Source organism: Paraburkholderia sp. GAS41 (assembly GCF_050436545.1).
Classification (GTDB): domain Bacteria; phylum Pseudomonadota; class Gammaproteobacteria; order Burkholderiales; family Burkholderiaceae; genus Paraburkholderia.
This window is the reverse complement of the sequence record NZ_JBNDMK010000007.1, coordinates 46097-71335: the sequence shown is the minus strand read 5'-3', so window position 1 is coordinate 71335 and position 25239 is coordinate 46097. Positions and strand designations below refer to the sequence as shown.

The 25239-nt window shown below is 62.3% G+C and carries 23 protein-coding genes; 16 read left to right on the top strand and 7 right to left on the bottom strand.

The features are described 5' to 3' along the window. Positions 1-24 precede the first annotated feature (24 nt). The 3 genes from P3T43_RS12510 to P3T43_RS12500 form a co-directional block, all read right to left on the bottom strand. Positions 25-1128 (bottom strand): acyl-CoA dehydrogenase family protein, encoded by a 1104-nt coding sequence (locus tag P3T43_RS12510; RefSeq protein ID WP_429281359.1) that lies wholly within the window; start codon positions 1126-1128, stop codon positions 25-27. Continuing rightward, a complete protein-coding gene (locus P3T43_RS12505; RefSeq protein ID WP_429281358.1) occupies positions 1125-1694 on the bottom strand; it encodes a carboxymuconolactone decarboxylase family protein in 570 nt (189 codons plus the stop codon). Before P3T43_RS12505 ends, P3T43_RS12510 begins: the two co-directional genes overlap by 4 nt. Before the next feature lie 132 nt (positions 1695-1826). After that, on the bottom strand, positions 1827-2828 hold the full coding sequence (locus P3T43_RS12500) for an AraC family transcriptional regulator (RefSeq protein WP_429281357.1): 1002 nt from the start codon (positions 2826-2828) through the stop codon (positions 1827-1829). 251 nt (positions 2829-3079) lie between these two features. Here P3T43_RS12500 and P3T43_RS12495 point away from each other — a divergent pair, with 251 nt between their 5' ends. Next, positions 3080-4105, top strand: a complete 1026-nt coding sequence (locus tag P3T43_RS12495) for an SGNH/GDSL hydrolase family protein (RefSeq protein WP_429281356.1) — start codon at positions 3080-3082, stop codon at positions 4103-4105. Between the two features lie 27 nt (positions 4106-4132). Here P3T43_RS12495 and hmpA read toward each other — a convergent pair whose 3' ends face one another. Next, positions 4133-5314: an NO-inducible flavohemoprotein gene (gene hmpA, locus P3T43_RS12490; protein WP_429281355.1), complete on the bottom strand. Its 1182-nt coding sequence runs from the start codon at positions 5312-5314 to the stop codon at positions 4133-4135. Between the two features lie 111 nt (positions 5315-5425). On the opposite strand from hmpA, the gene norR reads away from it, so the two are divergent. Further along, the gene (norR, locus tag P3T43_RS12485) at positions 5426-7021 is read left to right on the top strand and encodes a nitric oxide reductase transcriptional regulator NorR (RefSeq protein WP_429281354.1); all 1596 of its coding nucleotides are present in this window, start codon (positions 5426-5428) and stop codon (positions 7019-7021) included. 181 nt (positions 7022-7202) lie between these two features. Then, positions 7203-8087, top strand: coding sequence for a hypothetical protein (locus P3T43_RS12480; protein WP_429281353.1), 885 nt, complete (start codon positions 7203-7205; stop codon positions 8085-8087). 54 nt (positions 8088-8141) lie between these two features. Here P3T43_RS12480 and P3T43_RS12475 read toward each other — a convergent pair whose 3' ends face one another. Then, the gene (locus tag P3T43_RS12475) at positions 8142-8447 is read right to left on the bottom strand and encodes a hypothetical protein (protein ID WP_429281352.1); all 306 of its coding nucleotides are present in this window, start codon (positions 8445-8447) and stop codon (positions 8142-8144) included. 326 nt (positions 8448-8773) lie between these two features. Here P3T43_RS12475 and P3T43_RS12470 point away from each other — a divergent pair, with 326 nt between their 5' ends. The 9 genes from P3T43_RS12470 to P3T43_RS12430 all read left to right on the top strand — a co-directional run bounded on the left by P3T43_RS12470 (position 8774) and on the right by P3T43_RS12430 (position 19326). Beyond that, a complete protein-coding gene (locus P3T43_RS12470) occupies positions 8774-9748 on the top strand; it encodes a DUF1571 domain-containing protein (RefSeq protein WP_429281351.1) in 975 nt (324 codons plus the stop codon). A gap of 178 nt (positions 9749-9926) precedes the next feature. After that, a complete protein-coding gene (locus P3T43_RS12465; protein WP_429281350.1) occupies positions 9927-10190 on the top strand; it encodes a transposase in 264 nt (87 codons plus the stop codon). A 472-nt stretch (positions 10191-10662) separates the two neighbouring features. Continuing rightward, a complete protein-coding gene (locus P3T43_RS12460) occupies positions 10663-11574 on the top strand; it encodes a LysR family transcriptional regulator (protein ID WP_429281349.1) in 912 nt (303 codons plus the stop codon). A gap of 160 nt (positions 11575-11734) precedes the next feature. Beyond that, entirely contained in the window at positions 11735-13144 is a 1410-nt protein-coding gene (locus tag P3T43_RS12455; RefSeq protein WP_429281348.1) for an MmgE/PrpD family protein, read from the top strand. 75 nt (positions 13145-13219) lie between these two features. Beyond that, a complete protein-coding gene (locus tag P3T43_RS12450; protein WP_429281347.1) occupies positions 13220-14494 on the top strand; it encodes an MFS transporter in 1275 nt (424 codons plus the stop codon). A gap of 240 nt (positions 14495-14734) precedes the next feature. Continuing rightward, positions 14735-16801: an FUSC family protein gene (locus tag P3T43_RS12445; protein WP_429281346.1), complete on the top strand. Its 2067-nt coding sequence runs from the start codon at positions 14735-14737 to the stop codon at positions 16799-16801. Then, a complete protein-coding gene (locus P3T43_RS12440) occupies positions 16798-17022 on the top strand; it encodes a DUF1656 domain-containing protein (RefSeq protein ID WP_429281345.1) in 225 nt (74 codons plus the stop codon). Before P3T43_RS12445 ends, P3T43_RS12440 begins: the two co-directional genes overlap by 4 nt. A 1-nt stretch (position 17023) precedes the next feature. Continuing rightward, complete coding sequence (locus tag P3T43_RS12435; RefSeq protein WP_429281344.1) at positions 17024-17923, top strand: efflux RND transporter periplasmic adaptor subunit; 900 nt, start codon at positions 17024-17026, stop codon at positions 17921-17923. Further along, positions 17917-19326: an efflux transporter outer membrane subunit gene (locus P3T43_RS12430; RefSeq protein WP_429281343.1), complete on the top strand. Its 1410-nt coding sequence runs from the start codon at positions 17917-17919 to the stop codon at positions 19324-19326. Before P3T43_RS12435 ends, P3T43_RS12430 begins: the two co-directional genes overlap by 7 nt. Positions 19327-19342: 16 nt before the next feature. On the opposite strand, the gene P3T43_RS12425 is transcribed toward P3T43_RS12430, so the two are convergent. Both P3T43_RS12425 and P3T43_RS12420 read right to left on the bottom strand, forming a co-directional pair. Then, the gene (locus P3T43_RS12425) at positions 19343-20311 is read right to left on the bottom strand and encodes a helix-turn-helix domain-containing protein (RefSeq protein WP_429281342.1); all 969 of its coding nucleotides are present in this window, start codon (positions 20309-20311) and stop codon (positions 19343-19345) included. Positions 20312-20431: 120 nt separating this feature from the next. Then, positions 20432-21355 (bottom strand): LysR family transcriptional regulator, encoded by a 924-nt coding sequence (locus P3T43_RS12420; RefSeq protein ID WP_429281341.1) that lies wholly within the window; start codon positions 21353-21355, stop codon positions 20432-20434. Positions 21356-21519: 164 nt separating this feature from the next. Here P3T43_RS12420 and P3T43_RS12415 point away from each other — a divergent pair, with 164 nt between their 5' ends. From P3T43_RS12415 to benD, 4 genes are read left to right on the top strand one after another with little or no spacing between them, the layout of a single operon-like run. After that, positions 21520-22878 carry a Rieske 2Fe-2S domain-containing protein gene (locus tag P3T43_RS12415; protein WP_429281340.1) on the top strand — a complete coding sequence of 453 codons (1359 nt, stop codon included), beginning with the start codon at positions 21520-21522 and terminating at the stop codon, positions 22876-22878. Then, entirely contained in the window at positions 22875-23363 is a 489-nt protein-coding gene (gene benB, locus P3T43_RS12410) for a benzoate 1,2-dioxygenase small subunit (protein ID WP_429281339.1), read from the top strand. The genes P3T43_RS12415 and benB overlap by 4 nt, the downstream gene beginning before the upstream one ends. Before the next feature lie 40 nt (positions 23364-23403). Continuing rightward, entirely contained in the window at positions 23404-24426 is a 1023-nt protein-coding gene (gene benC / locus P3T43_RS12405) for a benzoate 1,2-dioxygenase electron transfer component BenC (protein WP_429281338.1), read from the top strand. Continuing rightward, a complete protein-coding gene (gene benD / locus P3T43_RS12400; protein ID WP_429281337.1) occupies positions 24423-25199 on the top strand; it encodes a benzoate diol dehydrogenase BenD in 777 nt (258 codons plus the stop codon). Before benC ends, benD begins: the two co-directional genes overlap by 4 nt. Positions 25200-25239: the final 40 nt, after the last annotated feature.

Sequence of the window (25239 nt, the reverse complement as noted above, 5' to 3'; positions counted from 1 at the left end):
GTGCGGACGTGCGGGTCGCCTGACTCATGCCGCCTGCGTCTGTCGATGCTGCGCAAGCTGGTTTTTCAGCTGCACGATGCTCGGTGTGACGATCGGCACGAAGGCCGCTTCACGCGTACGGCGCGCGCAGCCGCTTTGACCCCGCAGATAGCCGCGTCCGCCGGTCGTCTGTACTTCCAGGCGAACCGCCGCATCCGCGAGCGCGGCCAGGGCGATGCGCACTTCGAACAGCGCGGCGGGCGTGGCGAGAAAGGTGCCACGCTGAACGCCGTCGAACAGGCGTTGCGACAGCACGGCCAGTGCGTTCAGCAGATCCGCGGCGTCCTCTTCGACGGCGGCGCGCGATGCCGCGCTGGCCCCGTCCACAGCGGCGAGAGAGCGGCGTGCAAGACCGATTGACATGCCGCATTGCAGCCCCAGAAAGGCAGGGCGCACGCGCAGCAGAAAACCGCGCGCGTCGTCGGTGATTTGCCAGCTCGCGTCGAGCACCGCGGCGTCGAGGCGGAGCGCTGCGGTATTGCTCGATCGCAGCGCGATCAGGTCGAGGTCGTCGCTGCGCGTGAGGCCGGGTGCGTCGTACGGTAACGCGAAGATCGAAGGCGGTGCGCCGTCGCTATGATCGAAGGCGGCCGCCGCAAGAAAGCCTTCGCGGCGCAGGTTGGTGATCCACGGCAGGCTGCCGTTCAGCGTCCATTGTCCGATGTCGCCGCTATTGTCCAGCGGCGTTGCGTTCATCTGCAACGGCTCCAGACTCGAGAGATACTTCATGGCGTTCGAAAGACCGGTCGCGCCAGCCAGTTCGCCACTCAGGAGCGGGGGCAACCAGCGCGTACGAAGCCCTTCGTTCGGACTATGCAGCAGATACTCGATGAAAGTCCGCTGTCCCCAGAACACAAAGGCAGCCGCGAGCGAATGCGCCGCGACGTTGGCGATGGCCTCGATCGCGTCGACGGTCGTCCCGCCGAGTCCGCCCAGATCGATGGGCACACCCAGCCGCAATAGCTGGGCGCGGCCAAGCTGCGGCAGGATCTGCGCGGCGAGGTCCTGGCGGGTGTCGATTGGTTCGGCGTGCTCATCGAGCCATGCCGCGAATTCGGGCGCGCGGCTCGCTAGCGACTGCGGGTTCATGCAGCTTGCCCCTGCGGCGGCGTCCAGCGATAGGCGGCGAGTTGCGGGTTCAGCTCGTTTTGCGCGAGGTTGTTGGCGAAGTTGCACAGCGTGGCGAGGCTCACGCCGAGCACTACTTCCAGTGCATTCGCATCGCTAAAGCCGGCGGCGCGGAAGGCTGCCAGCGCTTCGTCGGCGACGGCGCCACGCGCAGCGATGACTTCGCGCGTAAACACGGCCACTGCTTCGAGGCGCGCGTCCGACACCGGTTGCTGGCCACGAATCGACTCGACGATCTGCGGCTCCAGTTGCGCCTTCTTCAGTGCGACCGCCGTGTGGCCTGCCACGCAGAACGCGCATCCATGGATGGCGGCGGCCGTGATCTGGATCGTTTCGCGCTCGGCCAGCGTGAGGCCGCTGCGCCCGTTGATTTCGGCTACGGTCAGATAGGCTTCGAGCGCGGTAGGCGCGTTGGCGAGCGACGCGACCAGATTCGGCAGAAAGCCGTTGTTGGCCTGGGAACGCTCCAGGTAGGGACGGCTCGCCTCAGGGGCGCTCTCGGGGGTATGCAAACGAAGACGGCTCATGATGGTTCCTCACGGTTGATGGCTCAATTGTGAGTCCGGCAACCGCGTCCGAACAATGCGCGCCTGTCTGCGAATCCTGCGAGTTTGTCCAGCGTCACGCTCCACGCGCCCCCATCCTCTGCAAGCGGTCGCTCAATGCAGCGCGGCGGACGACGTGTGACCGGCCGCTGGCGCACGCTGTTCCGCGGGCTTCACGGCGCTGCGGCGGTAGGCGCCAGGCTGCACGCCGGTGACGCGCTTGAATGCCTGTGCAAACGCCGACTCCGATTGATATCCCACCCGTTCGGCGGCATCCGGCATGCTTGATCCGCCGCGCAACATGGCCGCCGCCATTTTCATGCGTACCAGCGTGACGAACTGGGCGGGCGGCTGACCGGAAATATCGACGAACTGCTTGCAAAAGCGCGCCCGCGACATATGGACGAAGCTCGCCATGGTGTCGGTGGTCCAGCGGTCCGCGGGGGCTTCGATAATCGCCGCGACCAGCGGGGCGAATTCCGCGCGACGCATCAACGACCAGAAGCAGGGCGCGATCTCATCCTGACCTGTTACGGCACGCAGTACGTAGACAATCAGAAGATCCGTAAGACGGGCAATCAGCGGCGAGGGCGTTTGCACGTCGCGCAGCGCTTCCGCGCGAATCAGGTCGAAAATCGCCCGGGCGCCGTCGAGCGACGGATTGTCGCGCCGCGCGACGATATAGTCGGGCAGGAGGCTGAGCAGCATGTCGTCGAGCCCGGAGTTGAACTCGAAGAAACCACAGGCGATACCGACGCTGCCGTCGGCGGGCGCGCGCACATCGTCGGGCGATGTCAGTGGCGACATGGCGCCAATGCGTTCGCTCTCGTGACCGCTCGCCGGCGGCCGCGGATCCGGTGACAGGCAATGCGGCATGTCGTGCAGCAGGAATACCGCATCACCGGGCGCGAGGCGCACGCTGTGGGCGGCGCGCTGCGCGTTGGTGGGCAGATGCAACCAGGATTCGCCATGCAGCGCAAGGTGAAAACTGGCGCGATGGCGTCCCGCCGTCGAGGCCTGCCACGCGCCGCAATATTGGCCGACGTGAAAGATCGTGCTTTTCAGCTGGAGACCGGATAGCAACCAGTCGGCAATCGTTTCGGTTTGGGGTGACATGGGACTCGGCATGGATTCATCATGCTGTGATGCTTTGCAGACCCACTACCTTAGGGTTTCGCCCGACCATTGCAACGAATTTTTTGTTGGAAGCTTATGCATGGGTTGCGTGAGGAGTATTGCGGCATGCTGGCCCGCCATCCGCGATGGGTGCACGCTTTTTGCTACACCCTAATGATTCCGGGGGCCGCCGCGCCTAAATCAGGGCGTCAGGTGACCGGAAAGCCCCATCCGATCACGAGGGAGTCGCGATGCGACCATTCAATCACACCGTACGCGTTGCAATTTTTTCCGTGGCGATTTCACTGCTCTCGGCGTGTGGCGGCGGCCACGGAGGCAACAGCTCGGGCAGCGGCACCACGACCACGCCCGCAGGCGGCGTCAATCTGCAAGTGGTGTCGTTCGGTGACAGCCTGTCGGACGTCGGGACGTATGCGCCCATCGCAGGCGCGGTGGGTGGCGGCCGTTTCACGACCAACCCGGGCCAGGTGTGGACGCAGGATGTCGCGCAATACTACGGCGATACGCTGAGCGCCGCCTACACGATCGATCCCACGCATGAACTCAAGGCGCAGAGCGGTCTCGGTTACGCAGAGGGCGGCGCGACCGTCGCGACGCCGGCGAGCCAGAACGACTTTCTGACGGCCGTGATCGGCGACGTCGAAATGCCGGTCAATCAGCAGCTTTCCAGCTATCTGAGCGCTCACCAGAGCTTTAACTCGAATCAACTGGTGCTCGTGTGGGCCGGCGCCAACGATGTGCTGCGGGCCGGCTCGCCGCCTGCGGCAACTGCCACCGTGCAAACCGCCGCCACCACACTCGCACAACTGGTGGGGCAGATCGTCCAGAACGGCGCGACGCATGTCGTGGTGGTCAATCTTCCGAACATCGGACTGTCGCCCAAAGGCCTTGCTGCGTCCGACGGCGGAGCAAACTATACCCAGCTATCGGAACTCTTCAACAGTACGCTGACCTCTGCCTTGCAGACCAATGGCCTGCAAAGCAAGGTGATCCAGGTCGACGCCTATACGTGGCTGAACGGGATCATCGCGAACTTTCAGGCCAACGGCTTTTCCGTCTCGAACACAGGCCAGGCGTGCGACCCCAACAAGACGCCGGACGACACCTCGCTGCTCTGCTCGCCGGCCACCTACGTCAGCGCCAACGCGGACCAGACCTACATGTTCGCCGACGACCTGCATCCGACTACGCATCTGCATTCGCTTTTCGCCCAGCATGTTGAGCAGCAGATCGCCGCCAGCGGCCTTGGCCACTGAGTCGCGAAGCGCGGGCCGCAGCCGTGTTTATTCGAGTGCTGAAGCGGGGCCGAAGAACTCGTAGTGACTTTGCGATTCCGGCACGCCGATCGCCTTCAGATGCTTCTTCACGGCCTTCATGAAGCCAATGGGGCCGAGGAAGTAGACATCCACGTCGCGCGATTCGGGCAACCATGCCGCGAGCCGTGCCTCGTCGAGGTAGCCGATTCCCTGTACTTCGGCATCCTCTGCGCGCTTTTGCTCGTAGACGTAGAAGCGCTTGAGTTGCGGGTGACGGGCCGCGAGCTCGTCGAGCGTGCGGCGAAACGCATGCACGCCACCGTGCCGCGCGGAGTGGATGAAGTGCACGGGCCGCCTGGTTTCAAGGGTGGCCTGCAGCATGGCAAGCGTGGGGGTGATGCCGACACCGCCGCTAATCAGCACGAGTGGCTTGTCGCTTTGCTGGAGCTGGAAATCGCCGCTCGGTGCGAAGAGTTCGAGCGCGTCGCCTTCATTGACGTTGGCGTGCAAATGGTTCGACACCTTGCCGTTTGGCTCGCGTTTGACGCTGATGCGATATTCGCGGCCGTTCGAAGCCGCCGACAACGAATAGTTGCGGCGCACTTCTTCGCCATTGATCACCAGCCGCATGCCGATGTATTGACCCGCGTGGAATGCCAGCAACTCGCCGCCATCGTCCGGGCGCAAGTAGAACGACGTGATCTCATCGCTCTCCGGCACTTTGCGTGCAACCCGGAACAGACGGGTCCCGCGCCAGCCTCCAGGCGCTGCTTCGCGCTTGGCATAGATGCCTTCTTCGAGTCCGATCAGCAGGTCGGCGAGCTGTTGGTACGCTGCGGCCCACGCTTCGATGACGGCATCCGTGGCGATCTCCGCGCCGAGCACTTCACGAATCGAACGCAGCAGGCAGCCGCCAACAATCGGATAATGCTCGGGCTGGATGTTCAACGCCACGTGCTTGTTGATGATCTGGCCAACGAGGCCGCCGAGTTGTTCGAGCTGGTCGATGTGCCGTGCGTACATCAGCACGCCGTTTGCCAGGGCGCGTTGTTGCGCGCCGCTAGCCTGGTTCGCCTGGTTGAACAGCGGCCGGACTTCGGGGTGTTCATCCATCAGCAGCTTGTAGAAATGAGTGATGAGCGCCTCGCCGCCGCTTTCGAGAAGAGGAACGGTGGCTTTGACGATGGCACGATGTTCGGCGGAAAGCATGGTGAAGATTCCTTTGTGGGTGGAAGGTAAGCCAAGTCAGCTTATGCCTTTCTATACTCACGTTCCGTGCCCGATGTAAAATCGCTATAAATCAATGATTTAGAATTTTCAATGGTCCATTCGACTCTAGTCAGATTGACTGCAAACGAGGTCGGAATGACTGCGCGGGCCGTGCTCGACGCGCTCACGCCGCTCGTGCAGGACCTCTCGCACGACCTCCCGGACGACGAACGCTACCGGCGTTTGTTGAGCAGTCTGCGGGCGCTTTTTCCTGCCGATGCCGCGGCATTGCTGCGACTGGACGGCGACACGCTGGCGCCGCTCGCCATTGACGGCTTGAGCAGCGATACGCTTGGACGCCGCTTTCGCGTGAGCGAGCATCCGCGTTTCGAGCAACTGCTGTCGCGACCTGAACCGACCCGCTTTGCCGCGGACTCCGACTTGCCCGATCCTTATGACGGCCTCGTGCAGGGCGTGGATGGGAAGCTGGAGGTTCACGATTGCCTCGGCTGTCCGCTGTTTGTCCGCGGCCGGCCGTGGGGTCTGCTCACCCTCGACGCCCTCGACCCGGCGCGTTTCGACACCGTGGATATGGCTTCGCTGCAGGCCTTCCTTAGCCTCGCCGCCGCGACCGTCAGCGTGGTGGAGCGAATCGATTCACTGGCGCGCACGAGCGAGGCGGAACGCAGCCGCGCCGAAGCCTACCGGCAGGCGAGCAGTCAAGGCAGCCGTGAAATGATCGGGAGCAGCGAGGCGCACAAGCATCTGGTCGAGGAGATCGAAGTCGTCGCCAGTAGCGACCTCACCGTGCTGGTGACGGGCGAAACGGGCGTCGGCAAGGAACTGGTGGCCGGTGCGATTCATGCGCTGTCGTCGCGCTCCGGCAAGCCGCTGATCAGCCTGAACTGCGCTGCACTGCCGGACACGCTGGTTGAGAGCGAACTGTTCGGGCATGTGCGCGGCGCGTTCTCGGGCGCGTCGGCGGACAGGCGCGGCAAGTTCGAACTGGCGGACGGCGGCACGCTGTTTCTCGATGAAGTCGGCGAATTGCCGCTCGCTGTGCAGGCGAAGCTGCTGCGGGTACTGCAGAACGGCCAGTTGCAGCGTATTGGTTCGGACCACGAACATCAGGTGGATGTGCGGCTGATCGCGGCCACCAATCGCGATCTGGCTGAAGAAGTGCGGTCGGGGCGTTTTCGCGCGGACCTCTATCATCGGCTCAGCGTCTACCCGCTGTGCGTGCCGCCGCTGCGCGAGCGGGGGCGCGACGTGTTGCTGCTCGCCGGCTTCTTCATCGAGGAAAACCGCTCACGGCTCGGCCTGCTCAGCATCCGTCTGTCCGCCGACGCCCAAGCCGCGCTTCTGCGTTATACGTGGCCTGGCAACGTGCGCGAACTCGAACATCTGATTGGCCGCAGTGCGCTGAAGGCGCTGGCAACCAATCGCGAACGGCGGCGGATTCTCACCTTGACGGCCGCGGACCTGGCGCTGTCGGCGAGGATTAGCGAGGAGGATGACGCAGCGCCTGATCATGCCGCGCCGCCGAGCGCCGAGCGCGATTTTCGCAGTGCCGTGACCGCCTTCGAGCGCAACATGGTGCTGGACGCGCTGGCGCGTCAGAACCAGAACTGGGCCGCTGTCGCACGTGAACTCGGCCTGGATCGCGCCAACCTCAACCGTCTTGCGAAGCGGCTCGGTCTTAAGTGAGCGGCGACACGGGCAACGGCGCATGTAGGCCGCATGTAGGCCGCATGCATCGTCCCGCGCTGGCTGCACTGAGCGCGTCTTGTCGTAATTCAACAGACGTCTGGCGGCACTTTCCTGCGTTGCGATGTGATGATGATCCGCGAACCGGGCATTGCCTTGCATTCTCACATCTGGCGGCTCCATGCGGACATCGACATTCGGCGGTTCACGTATCGCCCTGCGGCGCGCGCTCAAGCAGCCGCTGCTGAATGCCGTCGCGCGCTTGCCGGATGGCGTGCAGCGCGCCATGTTCACGCCGCGCATACGCCGCATCTGCATTCGTGTGCCGTTGCTGCGCGCCGTGTATTCGGGCTGTATGCGCCGACATCCAATCGACCTGCAGTACGGCACCGAAACCAGCGGCTTTGTCGATGCGCTGGCATTGCAGCGCGATCCTGAACTCGCCGCTCAACTGAGCCCTTATATGGGCTCCCAACCCACCATCATTCGTCGCGCGCTGGATACGCTGGGCGATATCGCCGGATATACCTTCATCGATATCGGTTGCGGCAAGGGCCGGCCGCTGATCGTCGCATCCGAGTATCCGTTCGCGCTCGCGCTGGGCTATGACATCAGTGAAGACCTGGTCAAGATCGCGAATGCGAACGGGGCGGTGATGGCACGTCGCTTTCCGCACCGTCCGCCGATTCGCGCGGTGGCCGCCAATGTCGCCGATCTGGCGGTGCCATCCGGCAAGGTGGTCGTGTTCATGTTCAATCCGTTTGGCCCCGATCTGATGGCGGCGCTTCTCTGCAAGCTGGAAGAGGGCCTCGCGAGTGGCGCAATCGAGCACCTTTTCGTCGTCTACGACAACCCGGTTTGCGGCGAGGTGTTCGACCGCTCACGCTTTCTGAAGCGCTGGTTCGCGCAAATGCTGGCCTACGATCACCATGAACTGGGCTTTGGCCCAGAGGTCCAGGAAGGGGTCGTCATCTGGCAAAGCCTGAGCGGCGCGCGGCCCGATGCGTTTGCGGACCGCAATCGTCCCATTGCGACAAAAGACAGCCTGAGCGCCACCATCGGATAGCGTATTCGCACCGGTGTCACGTCGGCATGCCGGTGATGATGGCGTCCGCCGCCATCAGCGGCCAAACAGGATCGACGTGAGATGGTGCAGTGCGCTGCCCGCGTAACCGGTGAGGACAGACAGCAGCGAGCCATCGGCCGCACCGGAAATCTCCCTGTGGAGGACGGCCAGAACGGCCCCGACCAGCAATACGCTGACAACCTGTTTCACTGACACGCGCGGCCGATCCGACGATGCAGGGGCATCTTCCGTGGCTTCATCGAGCGTGCGATGCGGGTGATATCCGAATCCCTTCATGATGGTCGTGAGGTCGATTTGAACATCACGAGTGTCCGCAATCAGGCCGCCGGTTCGAACCAATTTTTTCACCTATCCATAGCAGGAGAGCGTCTTTGCGCCATTCCACTTGACCAACAGCCGGAAAGTTGGGCGTTCGGACGGCATCAGCCTTTATCAACGATTGAATCTTTGCTTACCGCGAAAGATTGCTTCGGTGAAGCGCGCCGCGCACGTCACTGGAATAAAGCGGCGTGTGCCAGCGTTTACCTCCTCAGGCAACCACGTCCACTGGCGACAAGCGTCCACCGCCGCTGTGGCGTGTATTTGCGCGCGTACTCCCATGTGCTGGGCGACGCCGAAGACACGACGGCGACAACGTCGGGGTATTCCTGCGGCCATTCGACATCATGAACAACCTGTTTCGTGCCGGGACGAGGCGCCTGCGTCCCGGCTTCGCTGTGCCGGCGCTGCTGTTGACGTTGACCTTCAATCTGCTTTCAATGGTTACTCGGGCCCAATCGGTCAGCCCGGTTTTACTCCCTGTACTCGCTGCAGCCGCGCCATTCAACCATGCGGCCGCACCGGCTTCGGCCGGCACGGAAGTCGAGCCGTTCCGGCGTCTCACGGCTGAGGAGCAGGCAGCGTCGTTGCGGATGCGGATAGAAAACCACTCGCTGCTGTTGCTGAGCGACGCCCAGATCCTGGCCCTGATGGACGCCATGAAGCCAGAGGCCTTCGTGGCGTACGCGAGATCCGACATGATTCTCGACAGCGACTATGAATACAGCATGTTCCGGCAGGAGCGCGTATTCGGCAGATGGTCCGATCGCCCGGATCACATGCTGATCCGGTACCAGGACAATCCGCGCAAGGTCTACGCAAAATGGCTACCGGACGGCACCCATGCCGGCCAGGAAATTTTGTACGACGAAACAACCGACCCCAACAGCATCTACGGTCACGCGGGCGGGTTGCTGCGTCTCGTATCAGGCAGGATCGCGGTGGATGGCTCGCTCGCGCACAGCCAGTCGCGCCATAGCGTGCGCGATCTGGGTCTGCAGTTCATCGCCCGCACAGTGGATCACGACGCTCGTAGCTTTGGTGAGGAGGGCCTCAGTGCGCGGCCCACTCACATTGAACTGATGAATGTGCGCGGTACGCGGATGCTGGCCTGGACCTGGATGGCTCCCTCCGGGCCACCCGCGCACTATGCGCAGCGCGTGCGACTGCTGTTCGACCTGCAACACCTTTGGCCCAGCGGCGAAATCGCCTGGGACGAGCGCGGCAGGCTACTGGAAATGATCCGCTTCGAGGGCGTGGTGCCGCGTCACTGGAACGCCGCTACGTTCGATCCGCACAACCCGGAGTACGGCTTTCACTAGCGCCGCAGAGTGGGATATGGCCCGCCTTTTTCGCGTCGCTCGTCCCTAAGGAGAACACACCAGCCCACGAGCCAATCTATCGGATAACGACCGAAACGCGCATCACATCGCTATTTAGAATAAACCCACCAAAACCTACTATGTGGAATGTACTGTTTAGTGAATTGGGGTCAACGCGATGGATATTCCTCTTACCGACGAAGCATGGCAGCGTGTCAGTCACTTACTGCACCGGGATTCGAAGCAACGGTTTGGCCGCCCATCTCGCGATCCGCGTGACGTATTGAATGCGATTCTTTGGGTCGTCACCCGTCACGAGAAGTGGCACCGGTTGCCGGGTAACTTTCCGCCGTCACAGACGTGCTACATCAAATGGCTGCAGTGGCGGCGCGCGGGTCTCATGTCCACGATACTCGACGAGCTGGGACTGGCGGAGGCCTGAACGGGGTGGGTCCGGCTGCGGCAACGTGTGCAATTCGTAGGTATCCTTAAGGATTGAACCGGCATGAGACGGGAACGCGGTGCCGGATTCGCCGTCGCGTTTTCGAATGAGCTTCTGATTCATGATCGTGTCAGGTGAAGTGCGGTCAATTTTCGATCGCTGCCGGTGATCGCCGGCGTCCCGACGCAGGTGCCGACCTTGGCACCTGCGTAAGCTGACTACCCAGGCTATTTTCCCCGGGAACTAGTCCACGCAACTTGTTCGCACACGGAAACAATCGCGGATCGCTCCGTCCAGCAAAGGCGCAATGCCCTGCACACGGGCTTTCCAGCGGACCGCATAAGAGAATGTAGTTCCGGTTCAGTCTATGCTGTACATGACGCGTCAAGGACAACATGTCGAATGCAGACAGCATGCCGAGGCGGAGATAAGTGCGCGCTGTCTCCGTTCAACACGGATTGATCGGAGCAGCATGGACACGTTCCGCAACATGAGGATGTTCGTCGAAGTGGCCGAGGCGGGCAGTTTTACGGCGGCTGCCACTCAGCTTGGCACCACTACGGGCTATGTGTCGCGTTCGGTTTCCGACCTCGAATCGCACCTGTGCACCCGCTTGCTCAACCGCACGACGCGGCGTATCGCGTTGACGGAGGCCGGCGAGCGGTATCTGCAACGGTGCTATGCGATTACCGCGTCGGTGGCGCAGGCTGAGGCCGAGGCGTCGAGCGCGCAGGCGCAGCCGGTGGGAACGCTGCGCGTCCACGCGGTATCGAGCCTGGGACAAAACTATGTGGTCCCCGCAGTTGCCGCCTACCAGGAGCGGTATCCCGCCGTGACCGTCGATCTTACGCTTTCGCAGAACCTTCCCGATCTGCTGGAGGAGGGCTACGACGTGGCCTTGCGGATCGCGCCGGGGGCCTTGCCCGACTCGGCCTATGTGTCACGGCGCCTCGGCACGTTCTACAGCATCCTGTGTGCGTCGCCTAAATATCTCGCGATTCACGGTGTGCCGCAGTCGATCGAGGATCTATCGAATCACACCTGTCTGCAGGTCGACATGCCGGATTTCCCGGTGGATCGCTGGCATCTGCAAGACGTGCAGGGCAACTACGAATTCTCGCTGCCTGACGGCCGTTTCAAGGTCAACGTTCCCGATGCCATGGCGGTTGCCGCGCTGGAAGGAATGGGCATTGGCGCATTGCCGACCTTCACGGTTCGATCCCTGTTGCGTTCGGGTACGCTGAAACGTGTGCTGCCGGACTATCAGTTAGAAACGCTGAATGTTTTCGCGGTGTACGCATCGCATCAGCACCTCGATGCAAAGATCAAGGCATGGGTCGAGTTATTGCGCGAGTGTACCGATGGGGCGCTAAGCACCGAGTAGGGCTGCTAAGCCAGGATGGACGGGGGCTATCTGCGCGGTAGATAGCCCTATGCAATTCATTCGCTTGATCTTCCTTTCGAACGGTGCGAACTTGCGGTGTTCGCCGCAAATCAGCCCGCCGTTTCGGCTCATTGCCTATTTACCGTGAGACTTTCGTCACATGAGTACACCCGCCACGACTCAACGCATTGGACGATTCGCTTTCGACGCGCGCGCGCAGCATCTCACGCCGCAGTCGCGAACCGTGTTCAAGCGCAACATTCTCGACAGCCTGGGTTGCGCGATCGGCGCGCTGCCCGGCAAACCGTTCAAGGCACTACGCGAGCAGTTCGACGAGTATGGCCGCTCGGGAGCGTGCACGCTGATTGGCGGTGGCAGCACCTCGCCGGACCAGGCCGCGCTTTACAACTCAGGACTGGTGCGCTATGTCGATCTGCTCGACAGCTACATGTCGCCGGGCGGTCTTTGTCACCCGAGCGACAACTTCGGCACGATCCTCGCAGCGGCCGAGCATGCGTCGGCAAGCGGCGAGGACTTCATGCTCGCACTCGCGGTGGCCTACGAGATCGGTTGCCGCATTACCGCGATCGTTCCAGTGATGGCGAAGGGATTCAATCACGCCATCCAGCTGGCGATCTCGTCGGCAGCGGCGTCGGGCAAACTGTTCGGGCTCGACGCCGAACAGATCGCTCATGCGGTGGCAATTGCCACCGTCGACAATATCTCCTTGACGTGCGTTCATTCCGAGCCCGTGTCGCAATGGAAGGGCTTCTCGCCGGCGATCACCGGTATGCGGGCCATCTACTCGGCGTCGCTCGCGAAGCGTGGCTTCACGGGTCCATTGCGTCTGTTCGAAGGGCCCAACGGTCTGGTGCGCATGTTCGACCAGCCGCTCGACGTCGACTGGGACGACCAGCGGCTAGAGGTCATTCATCAGACGGTGATGAAGAAGTACTGTTCACTGATTCACGGTCAGCCGGTGCTCGAGGCGACCCTCGATCTGAAGCGGCGCAACGGAGTGAAGAGCGATGAGGTTGAGGAGGTGGTGTGCGACATCTTCCAGACTGGCTTCGACATTGCGGGAGGCGGCGGTTTCGGTCCCAAGGACGCGCCTCAGACCAAGGAGCAGGCCGACTACAACCTCAAGTATCTGATTGCCGCGGCGTTGCTCGACGACGAGGTGGGTCCGGCGCAGCTCGAACCGGAACGCGTCCAGGCAGCGGACGCGCAGGCGCTGCTCAGCAGGGTCACGGTGCGGCCGGATGCCGGATTCAGCGCGCAGTATCCGCAGGCCTTGAACACCCGCGTGACGATCCGCTGCAAGGACGGACGCGTGCTCACGAAGGAACACGTCGGCTTCGAAGGCGGACTCGACAATCCGTTCACATGGGAGCGGACGGTCGAAAAATTCCATTGGCTGAGCGAACCCTACGCAGATGAAGCATTGCGCGGACAGATCGTCGATCTGGTCTCCACGCTGGATGAACGCCCGGTTGCGGAGTTGATGCAACTGCTGGGGAAAGTCGGTCCAGAAGCACGATACCCGGCCACGCACCCGGGGATTCAATAACCACGAAGGTCCAACCGGTCGGCCAGGCTTCGCGCCGCGCCGACCGGTTTCAAATCAACGATAGATCGATCTGCAATGGCGAACACCAGCGACCAGTTGCGCGAGGCAACTCTCGGCATTGAGAAACACACCTACTCGGAACGCAACGCGCCGTACTGGCGACGCAACCTCATCGTCTGCGTGTTCGGGTCATTTACCACGCTGGTCAGTTTGAGCATGCTGCTACCGTTCCTGCCGCTTTACGTGCAGCAACTCGGCGTGAGTTCGACCTCGGCAATCGTGCAATGGTCGGGCGTGGCTTTCGGTGTCACGTTTCTGGGCACAGCTCTGACCGCTCCGATCTGGGGACAACTGGCGGATCGCTACGGTCGAAAGCCGATGCTGATTCGGGCCGCCATCGGTATGGCCGTGGTGATGTCCACGATTGGTCTCGCGCACAACGTCTATGAGCTTGTCGCATTGCGATTCGCGGCGGGCTTGATCGGCGGCTACGCGTCGGCGTCGATCGTGATGATCGGCACGCAGGCCCCTCCCGAACGCGCCGGCTGGGCGTTGGGCGTGTTATCCACCGGTGTGCTCGCCGGGAATCTGATAGGCCCGTTGATTGGCGGTGTGTTGCCGAACCTGATCGGCATTCGGGGCGCGTTCTTTGCGGCTGGCGGGATGATCGCTGTTGCCGCACTCCTGACCATTACGCTGGTTCGGGAAGACTTCACGTATCGGCCGCACAGCCGCTCGAAACAGACCGCCGGCGCCGCAGCGCATGCGAAGCTGAACTACGCAGTCCTTGGAGCATTGCTGGTCACGGCGATGATGGTATTGCTGTCCAATATGTCGATCGAGCCGATCATCACCGTGTATATCGCCCAGTTGGGTGTGGCTCACAACCGGCTCGCAACGGTTGCTGGCATCGTCATGGCGTGCTCGGCATTCGGCAGCATGGTCATGGCAGCGAAGCTGGGCGCCTTGGCCGACCGCATAGGCGGCTGGAACGTCATCATTTGTTGTCTGGCGGCAACCGGGCTGGTGATGATTCCGCAAGCCTTCGTCACCGAATGGTGGCAACTGGCCGTGCTACGCGGACTGATGGGCATGACGCTGGCGGGTTTGTTACCGTCGATCGCCAAACTCGTACGGCAGGCGGTTCGTGAGCAGGAGTCCGGAAAAATGCTGGGCTATCTGCAATCCGCGCAATACGCGGGACAGGTCACGGGCCCGCTCATTGGCGGTGCCGTTGGCGTGCATTTCGGCATGCGCTATGTATTTTTCGTCACGGGTGCGTTGTTGCTGGCCTGCGCTGTCTTCGATCAGTGGGTCAAGGGCCGCGGGCCGTCGAAGCCGGCAGCATAGCGATAGCCGCCAGCGCATTTTTAGCGCTTGTCGCGGGTGTTGATATTTTTTTCCAGCGCGCGGCGATACCGTTGCCCGATAGGCGACAGTCGGAACGATATGTGACGGGCGTAAAATGTACGCGGCATGACGGAGATGGCACTATCCTTACACAACATCAAATAGTGTCGTCTTTGCCTGCATCGGCTACGACGAGTGCTCGTTCGTAGCAGCGGGCCGATATATTCCAGGGTGTCCAAAGTGTCGCGTTCACTAGCCAGCCCACTGCACAGGGACGGTGGCTTCATTGTCGATCCCGGAAAACTGGTTTTCTCGTTGAGCACCTTCATCGCGGCGGCGGGGGTGCTGCTCATCTCGTTCGCGGCAAGTCTTCCCCGCCCGTGGTGGGCACTCCTCACGGTCTATGTCACCGCGCAACCCATGGCGGGCGCGTTTCGCCCGAAGGTTCTTTACCGGCTCGGCGGAATCGCGGCGGGCGCGATCGTGACGATTGCGCTGGTTCCGAATCTCCAGAACTCGCCGGTTCTGCTGGTCTTCTGTCTCGCGTTGTGGACTGGCTTCTGCATCTACCTGGCTGTGCTCGACCGGACACCACGCGCGTTCCTGTTTCAGATGGCCGCTTTCAGCGCTGCGGTCATCAGCTTTCCTTACCTCTACGATCCGTCTGACATTTTCACCACCACGATATCCCGCGTCGAGGAAATGACGCTGGCCATTCTATGCGTGACCGCCGTGCACATGGTGGTGCAACCCAGAAACGTCCGGCCGGCGATTCGTGAGCGTGCCCGAGCCTTTCTGGCTGACGCGTCGCGCTGGACCACGCAAGCGCTGGGTAGCCGGCACACCGCACTCGAGTACGAGCAGCGCCGCAAGCTCGCCGCCGACGTCACCGAACTCGGCATCATTGCGGGCAATTTGCACTTCGATCGGCGCTACGCGAGGACGACCCAGGCGACGGTCACCGAACTTCAGCACCGGCTCGCGGCGCTGATTTCCATCGCTTCAGCGGCCGCCAACCGGCTCGACCAGTTGCGCGCGCTCGACGCCGTCGACAGCGAGACGGCGCTTCTGGTCGAGTCATTGATCAGCGACCTGCGCGGGCCGCAGGATGTGGGGCAGGCCATGGATCGGGCGCTTGCGTCGCGGTGCCGCGCGCTTGCGGAAAGGCATCTTCAGTATGCCGAATGGACTTCGTTGTTGTCCGCGAGTCTGTGTGACCGTATGGCGGAATTTATCGACACGTTGCATATCGCCCGTCAACTGGTCCAGGCGATTGACGAAAGCGAGACTGGCCCTGCGCGCGATCTGCGGGGGGCGGGCGGAACACGCGAGTTTCCGCTGGCGCGAGACCATGGCCTCGCTTTGCTGGCGGGCACGGCCACCGCGACCGCCATCATGCTCTATTGCGCCGCGTGGATTCTGCTAGCGTGGCCCGCCGGCGCAGCCACGGCGGCCTTCGCGGCGCTGATTACCTGTTCGTTCTCGGCGCAGGACGATCCGGCGCCGGCAATTGGACGATACCTGGTAGCCACGCTCTCGACCTTTCCATTGGCCGCGCTGTATCTGTTTGCCATCCTGCCGAGAGTGGACGGCACCGGCATGCTGATCCTGACGCTCGCACCGGCGCTTCTGTGGATGGGCTATCTGCAGGCCGATCCGCCGCGTGCCGTGCGCGCGCTACCGATGCTGTCGTGCTTTATCGTCGCGATGGGCTTTCTGGACCGCTTCCAGCCCGACTTCGCCGGATTTCTCAACACCGGTTTCGCGCAACTGGGGGGTATCGTGACCACGCTAGTCGTGACCCGATTGTTTCGTTCCGCTAACCTGAGCTGGACGGTCCATCGGATCGTGCGCCGCAACTGGGCCGACCTGGCGCAGCTTGCGGACCCGGCCCGCTCATTCGACGCGCCTGTCTGGACCGCCTATGCCGTCGACCGGCTCGGCCAGATTGCGGCGCGGATGGCATTTGCGGGCCGCGGCGATGCGCTGCATGCGGCCGACGGCCTGATCGATCTGCGCATCGGCCGCAACCTTATCCAGATCAGGGCCGGGCTCGACCAGGCACAGGAGCGCGCGCGTCGTTCCATCCATGCGGCGCTGGGCGAGGTCGCAGCGTTGTATCGCACACGTCTGAAAAAGGGCGCGGCGTCGAGTGCGACGCCGTCGTTACTGGACGCACTGGATGCGGCCATCGTGAGCGCGCTCGACAAGAGCGCGGGGCTCGGCGATAGGGCGCTGCTCGCGCTGGTTGCCATGCGCTGCAATCTGTTCCCCAACGCACAGCCATTCAGGGTCACGCCAGAATGATTGAAGAGATCCGCGTTTTCGGCGTCTACCTGCCCGCTGGTCTGATCTGGGCCGCGCTCGCCATGATCGTGACCGTTCTCGTGCGCGACTGGGTGCATCGGCTGCCGCTGCATTGGTTGATCTGGCAGCCGGCGCTCATTGAACTGGCGATATTCGTCATCCTCTGGTGGGGCATCGCCAGTCTCGCCGACGCCTATCTGCCACCTGGGCTGGTTTCCTGACATGCTGCGCCTGTCCGGATTGATCCGCTTGCTTGCAACCGTGGTCGTCGGCCTCGTGATTCTGGCGGCCATCTACGGCTTGTGGGTGCGTTACCAGATCGAGCCCGTGACGCGCGACGGCAAAGTGCGCGCGGACGTCGTGCCGATCGCGCCTGATGTCAGCGGTCTTGTGACGGAGGTGCGGGTGCGCGACAACGAGGTGGTCAAAAGCGGCCAGGTGCTGATGGTGATCGACCCGTCACGCTACCGGATCGCGGTCGCCCAGGCCGAGGCCAACCTCCTGCGGGAACGCGCGGAATACGACGAGGCGGTCCGCGAGGATCGGCGCAATCGCGCCATGCCGGACGTGATTGCGGAGGAGGCGACCCAGCAGGGCACGGCCAAAGTACAGCAATTGCGCGCCGATGTCGCGCAGGCTATTGCCGCGCGCGATCTCGCTGCCCTGAATCTGGAACGGACGGTCGTACGGGCGCCAGTGGACGGCACGGTCACGAACGTGGACCTGCTGCCGGGCGTGTATCTGAATGCGGGCAAGGCGGCCATGGCGCTGGTCAGCGCGGCGTCGCTGCGCGTGGAGGGGTATTTCGAGGAAACCAAGCTGCCTGCCATTCATGTCGGCGACCGGGCGACCGTGCATCTGATGGGCGTGGCCAACGATATTCAAGGACACGTCGAGAGCATTGCCGGCGGCGTCGAGGATCGCGAACGGGCAGGCAGCGATGCGCAGCTTGCGAACGTCAACCCGGCGTTCACCTGGGTGCGGCTCGCGCAACGCATCCCTGTGCGTATCGTCATCGATCAGGTCCCGACGGGTGTACGCCTCGTGCCGGGTCAGACGGCCTCGGTCGAGGTTCACTCAACGGCCAGTGAGGTGCAGATCAGGCGGAGTCTGCCATGGTGAGCCCACGCATGTCCTGGCTGGCGGCTCTTTGCATGGCGCTGCTCGGTTGTGCCGAGGTGGGGCCGGACTATCGTGTACCGCCGGAGGCACTGGTCAACGCGCCCGCTGCGAATGGCAGCTTCCTGTCGGGGGGACCTGCGGTGTCGGAAGCCCCGTTGCCCAATCAGTGGTGGCACCTGTTCGACGATCCTGTGCTCGATGGCCTCGTCGAAAAGGCACTGGCCAGCAATGTCGATCTCAAAGCGGCGCAGGCCAATCTCGAACAGAGCGACGCGCTGCTGGCGGAGGCGCGCACCAACCGCGAAATCAGCACGACGGTCGACGCGGAGACGAGCTATACCCAGCAATCCGCCGAGGCGGTGCTCTCGCACGTGGAGCCGCCGCGGCACGAGATCTACAACGTGGGCGTGACGATGAGCTACGACCTCGATCTCTTCGGCGGCATCCGGCGCGGCATCGAAGCGTCTTCTGCCCAAAACGAAGCCGTGATCGCCGCGCGCGATCTGGTACGCGTCAACGTGGCCGCTGAAACCGCACGCGCGTATTCCGACCTATGTAACGCGGGGCATGAAATGGACGTGCTGCGCCGCGTGATATCGGTCCAGCAGCAAAGTCTTGCGCTGACCCAGGAGTTGATCGCGAACGGCCGCGCGGCGTCGTTTGAAGAAGGCCGGCAGCGGGTTCCCGTTGAGAATAGCGAGTCGCAGATGGCGCCGTTGCGGGCGCGGCAACTGAATGCCGCGTTTCGTCTGGCGACCTTGATGGGGCGACCGCCGAAGGAATACGACCGCTCCTTGCTGGCTTGCCACACGCCGCTCAAATTACACAGCTTGCTGCCCACCGGCGACGGCGAGGCACTGCTCAGGCGCCGACCTGACGTGCGGGCGGCTGAACGCCGTCTCGCCGCATCGAATGCGGAAATTGGCGTGGCGACGGCGCAGTTGTATCCCGACATCCGGATCGGCGCGACGATCGGCTCCACCGGCGCGGCCGCCAGCTTTTTTACGCCTTTGACGAATCGCTTCGCGGTCGGCCCGATGGTCAGCTGGGATTTGCATCGCAGCGCGATTCGCGACCGGATCGCGGCGTCGCAAGCGCAAAACAGGGCGAGTCTCGATCATTTCGACAGCGTGGTGCTCACGGCATTGCGCGAAACCGAGACTTCGCTGGACACGTATGCCTCAGCGCTGGACCAGTTGCAAAGCCTCAAGAACGCACGTGACGCGGCGCTGCAAGTCATGCAACGAACCGACCAGCTCCGGCAGGGCGGAAAAGTAAGCGGTCTGGTTGCACTTGACGCAGAGCGCACATGGGCGGCCGCGGATCTCGCGGTCGCCTCCGCGCAAGCCGATGTCAACAACGATCAGATCGCGGCCTTCCTCGCCTTGGGTGGCGGATGGTAAGCGCCGCCGGACAAGCCTAAGCCGTTTCTTCATTGCTTCGCGCGGCCGCCAGTTTCGACTTCCTTTGCAGCGAAGGCGAGCGCTCGGTCAGGCGCGCGGCAGCTTCCTTATCCATTGCGCCTGCCGCGGCGAAGCGGCGCCGGTATTCGGCCGGTGTGCTTTGCCTCGCGCCCTTGAACTGACGATTGAAGTTGGCGACGTTCGCAAAACCCGAACGGGCAGCGATGACGGCAACGGGCAGCGACGTGTCGACCAGCATCCGGCAGGCATGGCCGATACGAACCCGGGCGATATACCGGCCCACGCTCTCACCGATATGTTGAACGAAGTAACGGGTGAGCGTGCGCTCCGACAGGTTGGCGACCTCGCAAAGCTCCGACATTCTCAGCGGTTCGGCAAAACGCGCGTCGATCACGGAGAGCACCCGGTTGATGCGTTCGGGCTCGTGACCCGATGGACCCGCTGCCTCGTTGAACGCACTCGGCGAGGCGAGCGGCTGGCCCGGCGCGTCGGCGAGCGTGCAGAGGATATCGAGGGCGGCGCCGAGGCGCTCGCGTGCCCCGTTCGATAGCAGTTGCGCGAGGCGCTCGCGCATCGCGGCGCCGGCAGGCGGCTCGAAGGCGAGGCCGCACGCGGCCCGGCGTAACAGCTTGCGCAGCGGTTCATATTCGCGGCAACAATCGGCCATGCGCCGCGCCCAGTCGCCCTCGAACCAGATCACGATGGCCACTTGCGGCGAAGCGGGATCGATAGAACGATTCGATGCCCACGTATGCGGGAGATCCGGCGGCACGAGGACGAGATCCTCTGCCTCATAGTCGCTAACGGAATCGCCGATGTAGCGCTTGCCATAGCTGTTCATCGTGAGCGTTAGCTCGTACTCCGGATGATGATGCCACTCGAACGGAATACGCGGGAGCCGCCGATGGTAAACCCGCAGCGAACAGTCCTCGCCAAACTCGACATGCTCATAGGCTGGCTTCATGGCTGAAAACGCAAATGAATTGCCTGAATGGTATCACCGGCAAGAGTATGCACGTCCTGGCCGCAGGCACGCAAAATTAGCGCTGCCAGGCTTACGAGGCCACCTTGCCCACGACGGACATTAACGACCCGCGTCGCTACGCGGCGTGTGGGGTATGCCTGCTTCTTCGTAGAGCCGGTAGACCAGTTCGAGCATCTCGCGGATGTCCCGCGATTCATCGAGCGCACGCATGCTCATGATGATGGGCGACACCAGCGTGGGGTCGTCCAGTTCCTTGTAGCTCACGTCGTCACGTTTCATGCCGTATACGCTGCTTGGTACGACCGAGATGCCTTCCCCGGCTGCCACGAGCCCTACCGCGATCTGCAGTTCGCGGACTTCATAGATGCGGCGCGGTTTGAGCGCGCGGTCCTGGAACGCCGCCAGCACCTGGTCTGCATAGCTGGGCCGCGGCGCCTTCGGGAAAATAATCAGTGTCTCGTTGACCAGGTCGGCCAGGCCGAGGACGGGTTTGATGAGCGAAAGCGGATGCCCTTCGGGCAGGGCCACAATCATCTTCTCCTCGCGAAGGATCACGCGGCGGATACTCACGTCCTCGAGTCGGATGCGGCCAAACCCGACATCGATCCGGCCGTCCTTCAATGCCCTGATCTGGTCCATGGTCGACATCTCATGAAGACTGAGTTCGACCGTGGTGTTTTCGTCGCGAAAGCGCCGGATGATTTTGGGCAGCATGCCGTACAACGTCGAACCCACGAAGCCGATAGAGAGGCTGCGCTCGATGTTGCCCACACGCCTCGTCATGGATTCGAGTTCGGCGGTTTGCGCCAGCAACTGCACCGCATGCGAATAGAAGAACTTGCCTGTCTCCGTCAGTTTCAACGGCCGCGTATTGCGCTCGAATAGCTGGACGCCAAGCGTTTCTTCAAGTTGTTGGATCTGACGGCTCAGCGGTGGCTGGGCCATATGCAATCTCTCCGCCGCACGCGTGAAATTGCGTTCCTCGGCCACCGCGACGAAATAACGAAGGTGCCGCAACTCCATCTCAATACCTCCAGGATATAGCCCGATACCAAATCAGTGTTGGACGAGGGGTTTTAGCGTCCATTAATCTGGCTTCATGCGCTGTTTTACGACCCGATTATACCTTTCAGGCATATCTGGGTTGGCGTCAAATCAAGGGTTAACCCCGCCTAGCGAGAGCACATATGTCAGCCATTGTCGACAAAGCCAAGCAACTGGACGAACTGCTGCACACGGCCGTTCAGGACGACGAGCAAAGCGGTGTATTCCGTTGCCGCCGCGATATTTTCACCAATGCCGATCTGTTCGAACTCGAGATGAAACACATCTTCGAGAGCAATTGGGTGTACCTGGCGCATGAAAGCCAGCTTGCCGCCAACAACGACTACTACACCACCTGGATCGGTCGTCAGCCCGTGGTGGTTACCCGCGACAAGAGCGGCGAACTGCATGCCGTCATCAACGCCTGCGCGCACAAGGGCGCGATGCTTTGCCGGAAAAAGCACGGCAATAAAGGCAGCTTCACCTGTCCGTTCCACGGCTGGAGTTTCTCCAATACCGGCAAGCTGCTGAAAGTGAAAGATGCGAAGACCACTGAATATCCGGTGCAATTCAACAGCAACGGATCGCACGACCTGAAACGGGTCGCGCGTTTTCAGAGCTATCGCGGCTTCCTGTTCGGCAGCCTCAATGCGGACGTGATGCCTCTGGAGGACTACCTCGGCGAGACCAAGGTCATCATCGACCAGATCGTCGACCAGGCGCCGGACGGGCTGGAAGTGTTGCGCGGCAACTCCTCGTATATTTACGACGGTAACTGGAAGATGCAGATGGAGAACGGCTGCGACGGTTATCACGTCAGCACCGTGCACTGGAACTATGCCGCGACGATGGACCGTCGTAAGGTGGACGGCACCAAGGCCGTGGATGCGAATGGCTGGAGCAAGTCGGTAGCCGGCGTGTATGGGTTCGAACACGGCCACATCCTCCTGTGGACCAACGCCATGAATCCGGAAGTGCGACCGGTTTATCAGTACCGCGAAGAACTCGAAGCGCGTGTCGGCGAAACCAAGGCGAGCTTCATCGTCAATCAGACGCGCAACTTGTGCCTGTATCCGAACGTGTTCCTGATGGACCAGTTCAGTACACAGATTCGCGTGGTCCGTCCGCTCGCCGTCGATAAGACCGAAGTCAGCATCTTCTGCTTTGCGCCAAAGGGGGAGAGCGCGACCGATCGCGCCACCCGTATCCGTCAATATGAGGACTTCTTCAACGTCTCGGGAATGGGCACCGCAGACGACCTCGAAGAATTTCGCGCCTGCCAGGCAGGCTATGCCGGCACCGCTGCATTGTGGAACGATCTTTCGCGCGGGGCGCCGCTGTGGGTCGACGGTCCCGACGAAAATGCCCAGCGTATGGGTCTCAAACCGCTGATCTCCGGCGATCGTAGTGAGGACGAGGGGCTCTTTGTATGCCAGCACGAATACTGGGTGCAGGTGATGCGCGAGGCACTCAAGAAGGAACAAGAGGAGGCCCTGGCATGAGCTTCGACTACCTGAAAATCTGCGCCACGCTGTACCGTGAAGCGCGCCTGCTCGACGACCGTCAGTGGGAAGCGTGGTTGGCCTGCTACACGGAAGATGTCACCTACTGGATGCCGGCGTGGGATGACGACGACCAGCTCACCGATGACCACGAGACACAGGTCTCGCTGATGTACTACCCGGATCGTGGCGGCCTCGAAGACCGGGTGTTTCGCATCAAGACCGAACGCAGCGGCGCTTCGATGCCTGAACCGCGTACCAGCCACAACGTGACGAATGTCGAAGTGCTGGCCGAACGCGATGATGAAGTCGAGGTGCGATACAACTTCAACACGCTCAATCACCGCTACAAAACCACCGATCATTTTTTCGGCACGGTGTCCGTCACCTTGCGCAAGGTCGACGACGCGCTGTTGATTTCGTACAAGCGCATCGTGCTGAAAAACGACTATATCCGCCAGGTGCTCGACGTTTACCACGTTTGATCCCGAGTCTCAGGACGAGACTGGAAGTGAAGGAGACATCATGTCCAGCTACAACATTGCGCTCAATTTCGAGGACGGCGTGACCCGTTTCGTCGCCTGCAAACCGGGCGAAAAGGTGCTCGATGCGGCTTTTCGCGCCCGCATCAATCTGCCGATGGATTGCTCCGACGGCGTGTGCGGCACCTGCAAGTGCCGCGCGGAAAGTGGCCGCTACGATCTGGGTGACGACTATATCGAGGACGCCCTGAGCGACGACGAGAAGAACAGTGGTCTCGTGCTCACGTGCCAGATGGTGCCGCAAGGCGATTGCGTGATTGCCGTGCCGGCATCGTCCACTGCGTGCAAGACGGAGCAGAGCAGATTCGCTGCGACGGTATCGAAGATCGAGCAGCACAACGATGCAGCCGTCGTGCTCGAACTCGCAGTGGAGGCAACGGCACCGGTATTTCTACCGGGCCAATACGTCAATATCGATGTCCCCGGCAGCGGCCAGCATCGTTCGTATTCCTTTTCATCGGTGCCCGGCGAATCACGCATCAGTTTTCTGATCAAGAAGATTTCCGGTGGCGTCATGAGCACCTGGCTCGAATCCGCGGACATCGGCAACAAGGTGGACCTGACCGGTCCATTGGGCAGCTTCTATCTGCGGGCAGTGGAGCGGCCTTTGCTGTTGCTTGCAGGTGGTACGGGTCTCGCGCCGTTTCTGTCGATGCTCGAAGCGCTGACGCGCGCCAATTCGCAGCAGAAGGTGCACCTGATTTATGGCGTGACCCGCGACCTCGACCTGGTGCTGGTGGATGCCATCGAGGCGTATAAGGCGAAGTTGCCGAATTTTAGCTATGCCACGGTCGTGGCGGATGCGGATTCAACGCATCCGCGCAAAGGCTGGGTGACGCAGCATATGGCGGCGGAGACCTTGAATGACGGCGATGTCGACGTCTACCTCTGCGGGCCGCCGCCGATGGTCGACGCGGTGCGCAAGCATTTCGACGACAACGGCGTGCAGCCAAACAGCTTCCACTACGAGAAATTTACCCCCAACGCAGTGCCGAGGACCGTATGAGCGCGCAACGTTTTGCTGGCAAGGTCATGGTGGTCACCGGCGCGGCGCAGGGCATTGGTCGCGCGGTAGCGCTTCGTGCGGCCGCGGAGGGCGCCAGGGTGCTGTTCGTCGACCGCGCCGGATTCGTCGCCGAGGTGGCCGCCGAAGCGGACGGAGCCGACACGGCTGGCTTCGTGGCCGACCTCGAAACCTATGACGGCGCGGCATCGACGATGGCTTTTGCGGCGCGGCGATTTGGCGGCATCGATATTCTGATCAACGGGGTGGGTGGCGCGATTCGCATGCGTCCATTCGCCGAGTTCGAACCTGCGCAGATCGACGCGGAAATTCGCCGCTCGCTCATGCCGACCCTGTATGCCTGTCATGCGGTGCTGCCGCACCTGCTCGAGCGCGGCCGCGGAACCATCGTGAATATTTCCTCGAACGCCACGCGGGGTATTCGCCGCGCGCCGTACTCGGCGGCTAAGGGCGGCGTCAATGCGCTGACGCAGTCGTTGGCAATGGAATACGCAGAGCACAACATCCGCGTCGTCGCCACCGCGCCGGGCGGCACCGAGGCGCCGCCGCGACGCGTGCCGCGCAATATTGCCGGCGACAGCGCGCAGGAACAGATCTGGATGCGCGATGCGGTGACGCAGGTGACCGCATCGACCTATTTCAAGCGCTATGGCAGCATCGACGAACAGGTGGCGCCGATTCTGTTTCTCGCTTCGGACGAGGCAAGCTACATCACAGGCACCGTGCTGCCGGTTGCCGGCGGGGACACTGGCTGAGCGTTGCGCGCACCGCCATGCACTCCCCCAGGCGTTTCGC

Coding starts and splice junctions, on each gene's coding strand:
- P3T43_RS12510 (WP_429281359.1), bottom strand. CDS start 1,128: ATGAACCCGCAGTCGCTAGCGAGCCGCGCGCCCGAATTCGCGGCATGG.
- P3T43_RS12495 (WP_429281356.1), top strand. CDS start 3,080: ATGCGACCATTCAATCACACCGTACGCGTTGCAATTTTTTCCGTGGCG.
- P3T43_RS12440 (WP_429281345.1), top strand. CDS start 16,798: ATGATTGAAGAGATCCGCGTTTTCGGCGTCTACCTGCCCGCTGGTCTG.
- P3T43_RS12425 (WP_429281342.1), bottom strand. CDS start 20,311: ATGAAGCCAGCCTATGAGCATGTCGAGTTTGGCGAGGACTGTTCGCTG.
- benD (WP_429281337.1), top strand. CDS start 24,423: ATGAGCGCGCAACGTTTTGCTGGCAAGGTCATGGTGGTCACCGGCGCG.
- P3T43_RS12435 (WP_429281344.1), top strand. CDS start 17,024: ATGCTGCGCCTGTCCGGATTGATCCGCTTGCTTGCAACCGTGGTCGTC.
- P3T43_RS12480 (WP_429281353.1), top strand. CDS start 7,203: ATGCGGACATCGACATTCGGCGGTTCACGTATCGCCCTGCGGCGCGCG.
- norR (WP_429281354.1), top strand. CDS start 5,426: ATGGTCCATTCGACTCTAGTCAGATTGACTGCAAACGAGGTCGGAATG.
- P3T43_RS12465 (WP_429281350.1), top strand. CDS start 9,927: ATGGATATTCCTCTTACCGACGAAGCATGGCAGCGTGTCAGTCACTTA.
- P3T43_RS12430 (WP_429281343.1), top strand. CDS start 17,917: ATGGTGAGCCCACGCATGTCCTGGCTGGCGGCTCTTTGCATGGCGCTG.
- benB (WP_429281339.1), top strand. CDS start 22,875: ATGAGCTTCGACTACCTGAAAATCTGCGCCACGCTGTACCGTGAAGCG.
- P3T43_RS12470 (WP_429281351.1), top strand. CDS start 8,774: ATGAACAACCTGTTTCGTGCCGGGACGAGGCGCCTGCGTCCCGGCTTC.
- P3T43_RS12505 (WP_429281358.1), bottom strand. CDS start 1,694: ATGAGCCGTCTTCGTTTGCATACCCCCGAGAGCGCCCCTGAGGCGAGC.
- benC (WP_429281338.1), top strand. CDS start 23,404: ATGTCCAGCTACAACATTGCGCTCAATTTCGAGGACGGCGTGACCCGT.
- P3T43_RS12415 (WP_429281340.1), top strand. CDS start 21,520: ATGTCAGCCATTGTCGACAAAGCCAAGCAACTGGACGAACTGCTGCAC.
- P3T43_RS12455 (WP_429281348.1), top strand. CDS start 11,735: ATGAGTACACCCGCCACGACTCAACGCATTGGACGATTCGCTTTCGAC.
- P3T43_RS12460 (WP_429281349.1), top strand. CDS start 10,663: ATGGACACGTTCCGCAACATGAGGATGTTCGTCGAAGTGGCCGAGGCG.
- P3T43_RS12500 (WP_429281357.1), bottom strand. CDS start 2,828: ATGTCACCCCAAACCGAAACGATTGCCGACTGGTTGCTATCCGGTCTC.
- hmpA (WP_429281355.1), bottom strand. CDS start 5,314: ATGCTTTCCGCCGAACATCGTGCCATCGTCAAAGCCACCGTTCCTCTT.
- P3T43_RS12420 (WP_429281341.1), bottom strand. CDS start 21,355: ATGGAGTTGCGGCACCTTCGTTATTTCGTCGCGGTGGCCGAGGAACGC.
- P3T43_RS12450 (WP_429281347.1), top strand. CDS start 13,220: ATGGCGAACACCAGCGACCAGTTGCGCGAGGCAACTCTCGGCATTGAG.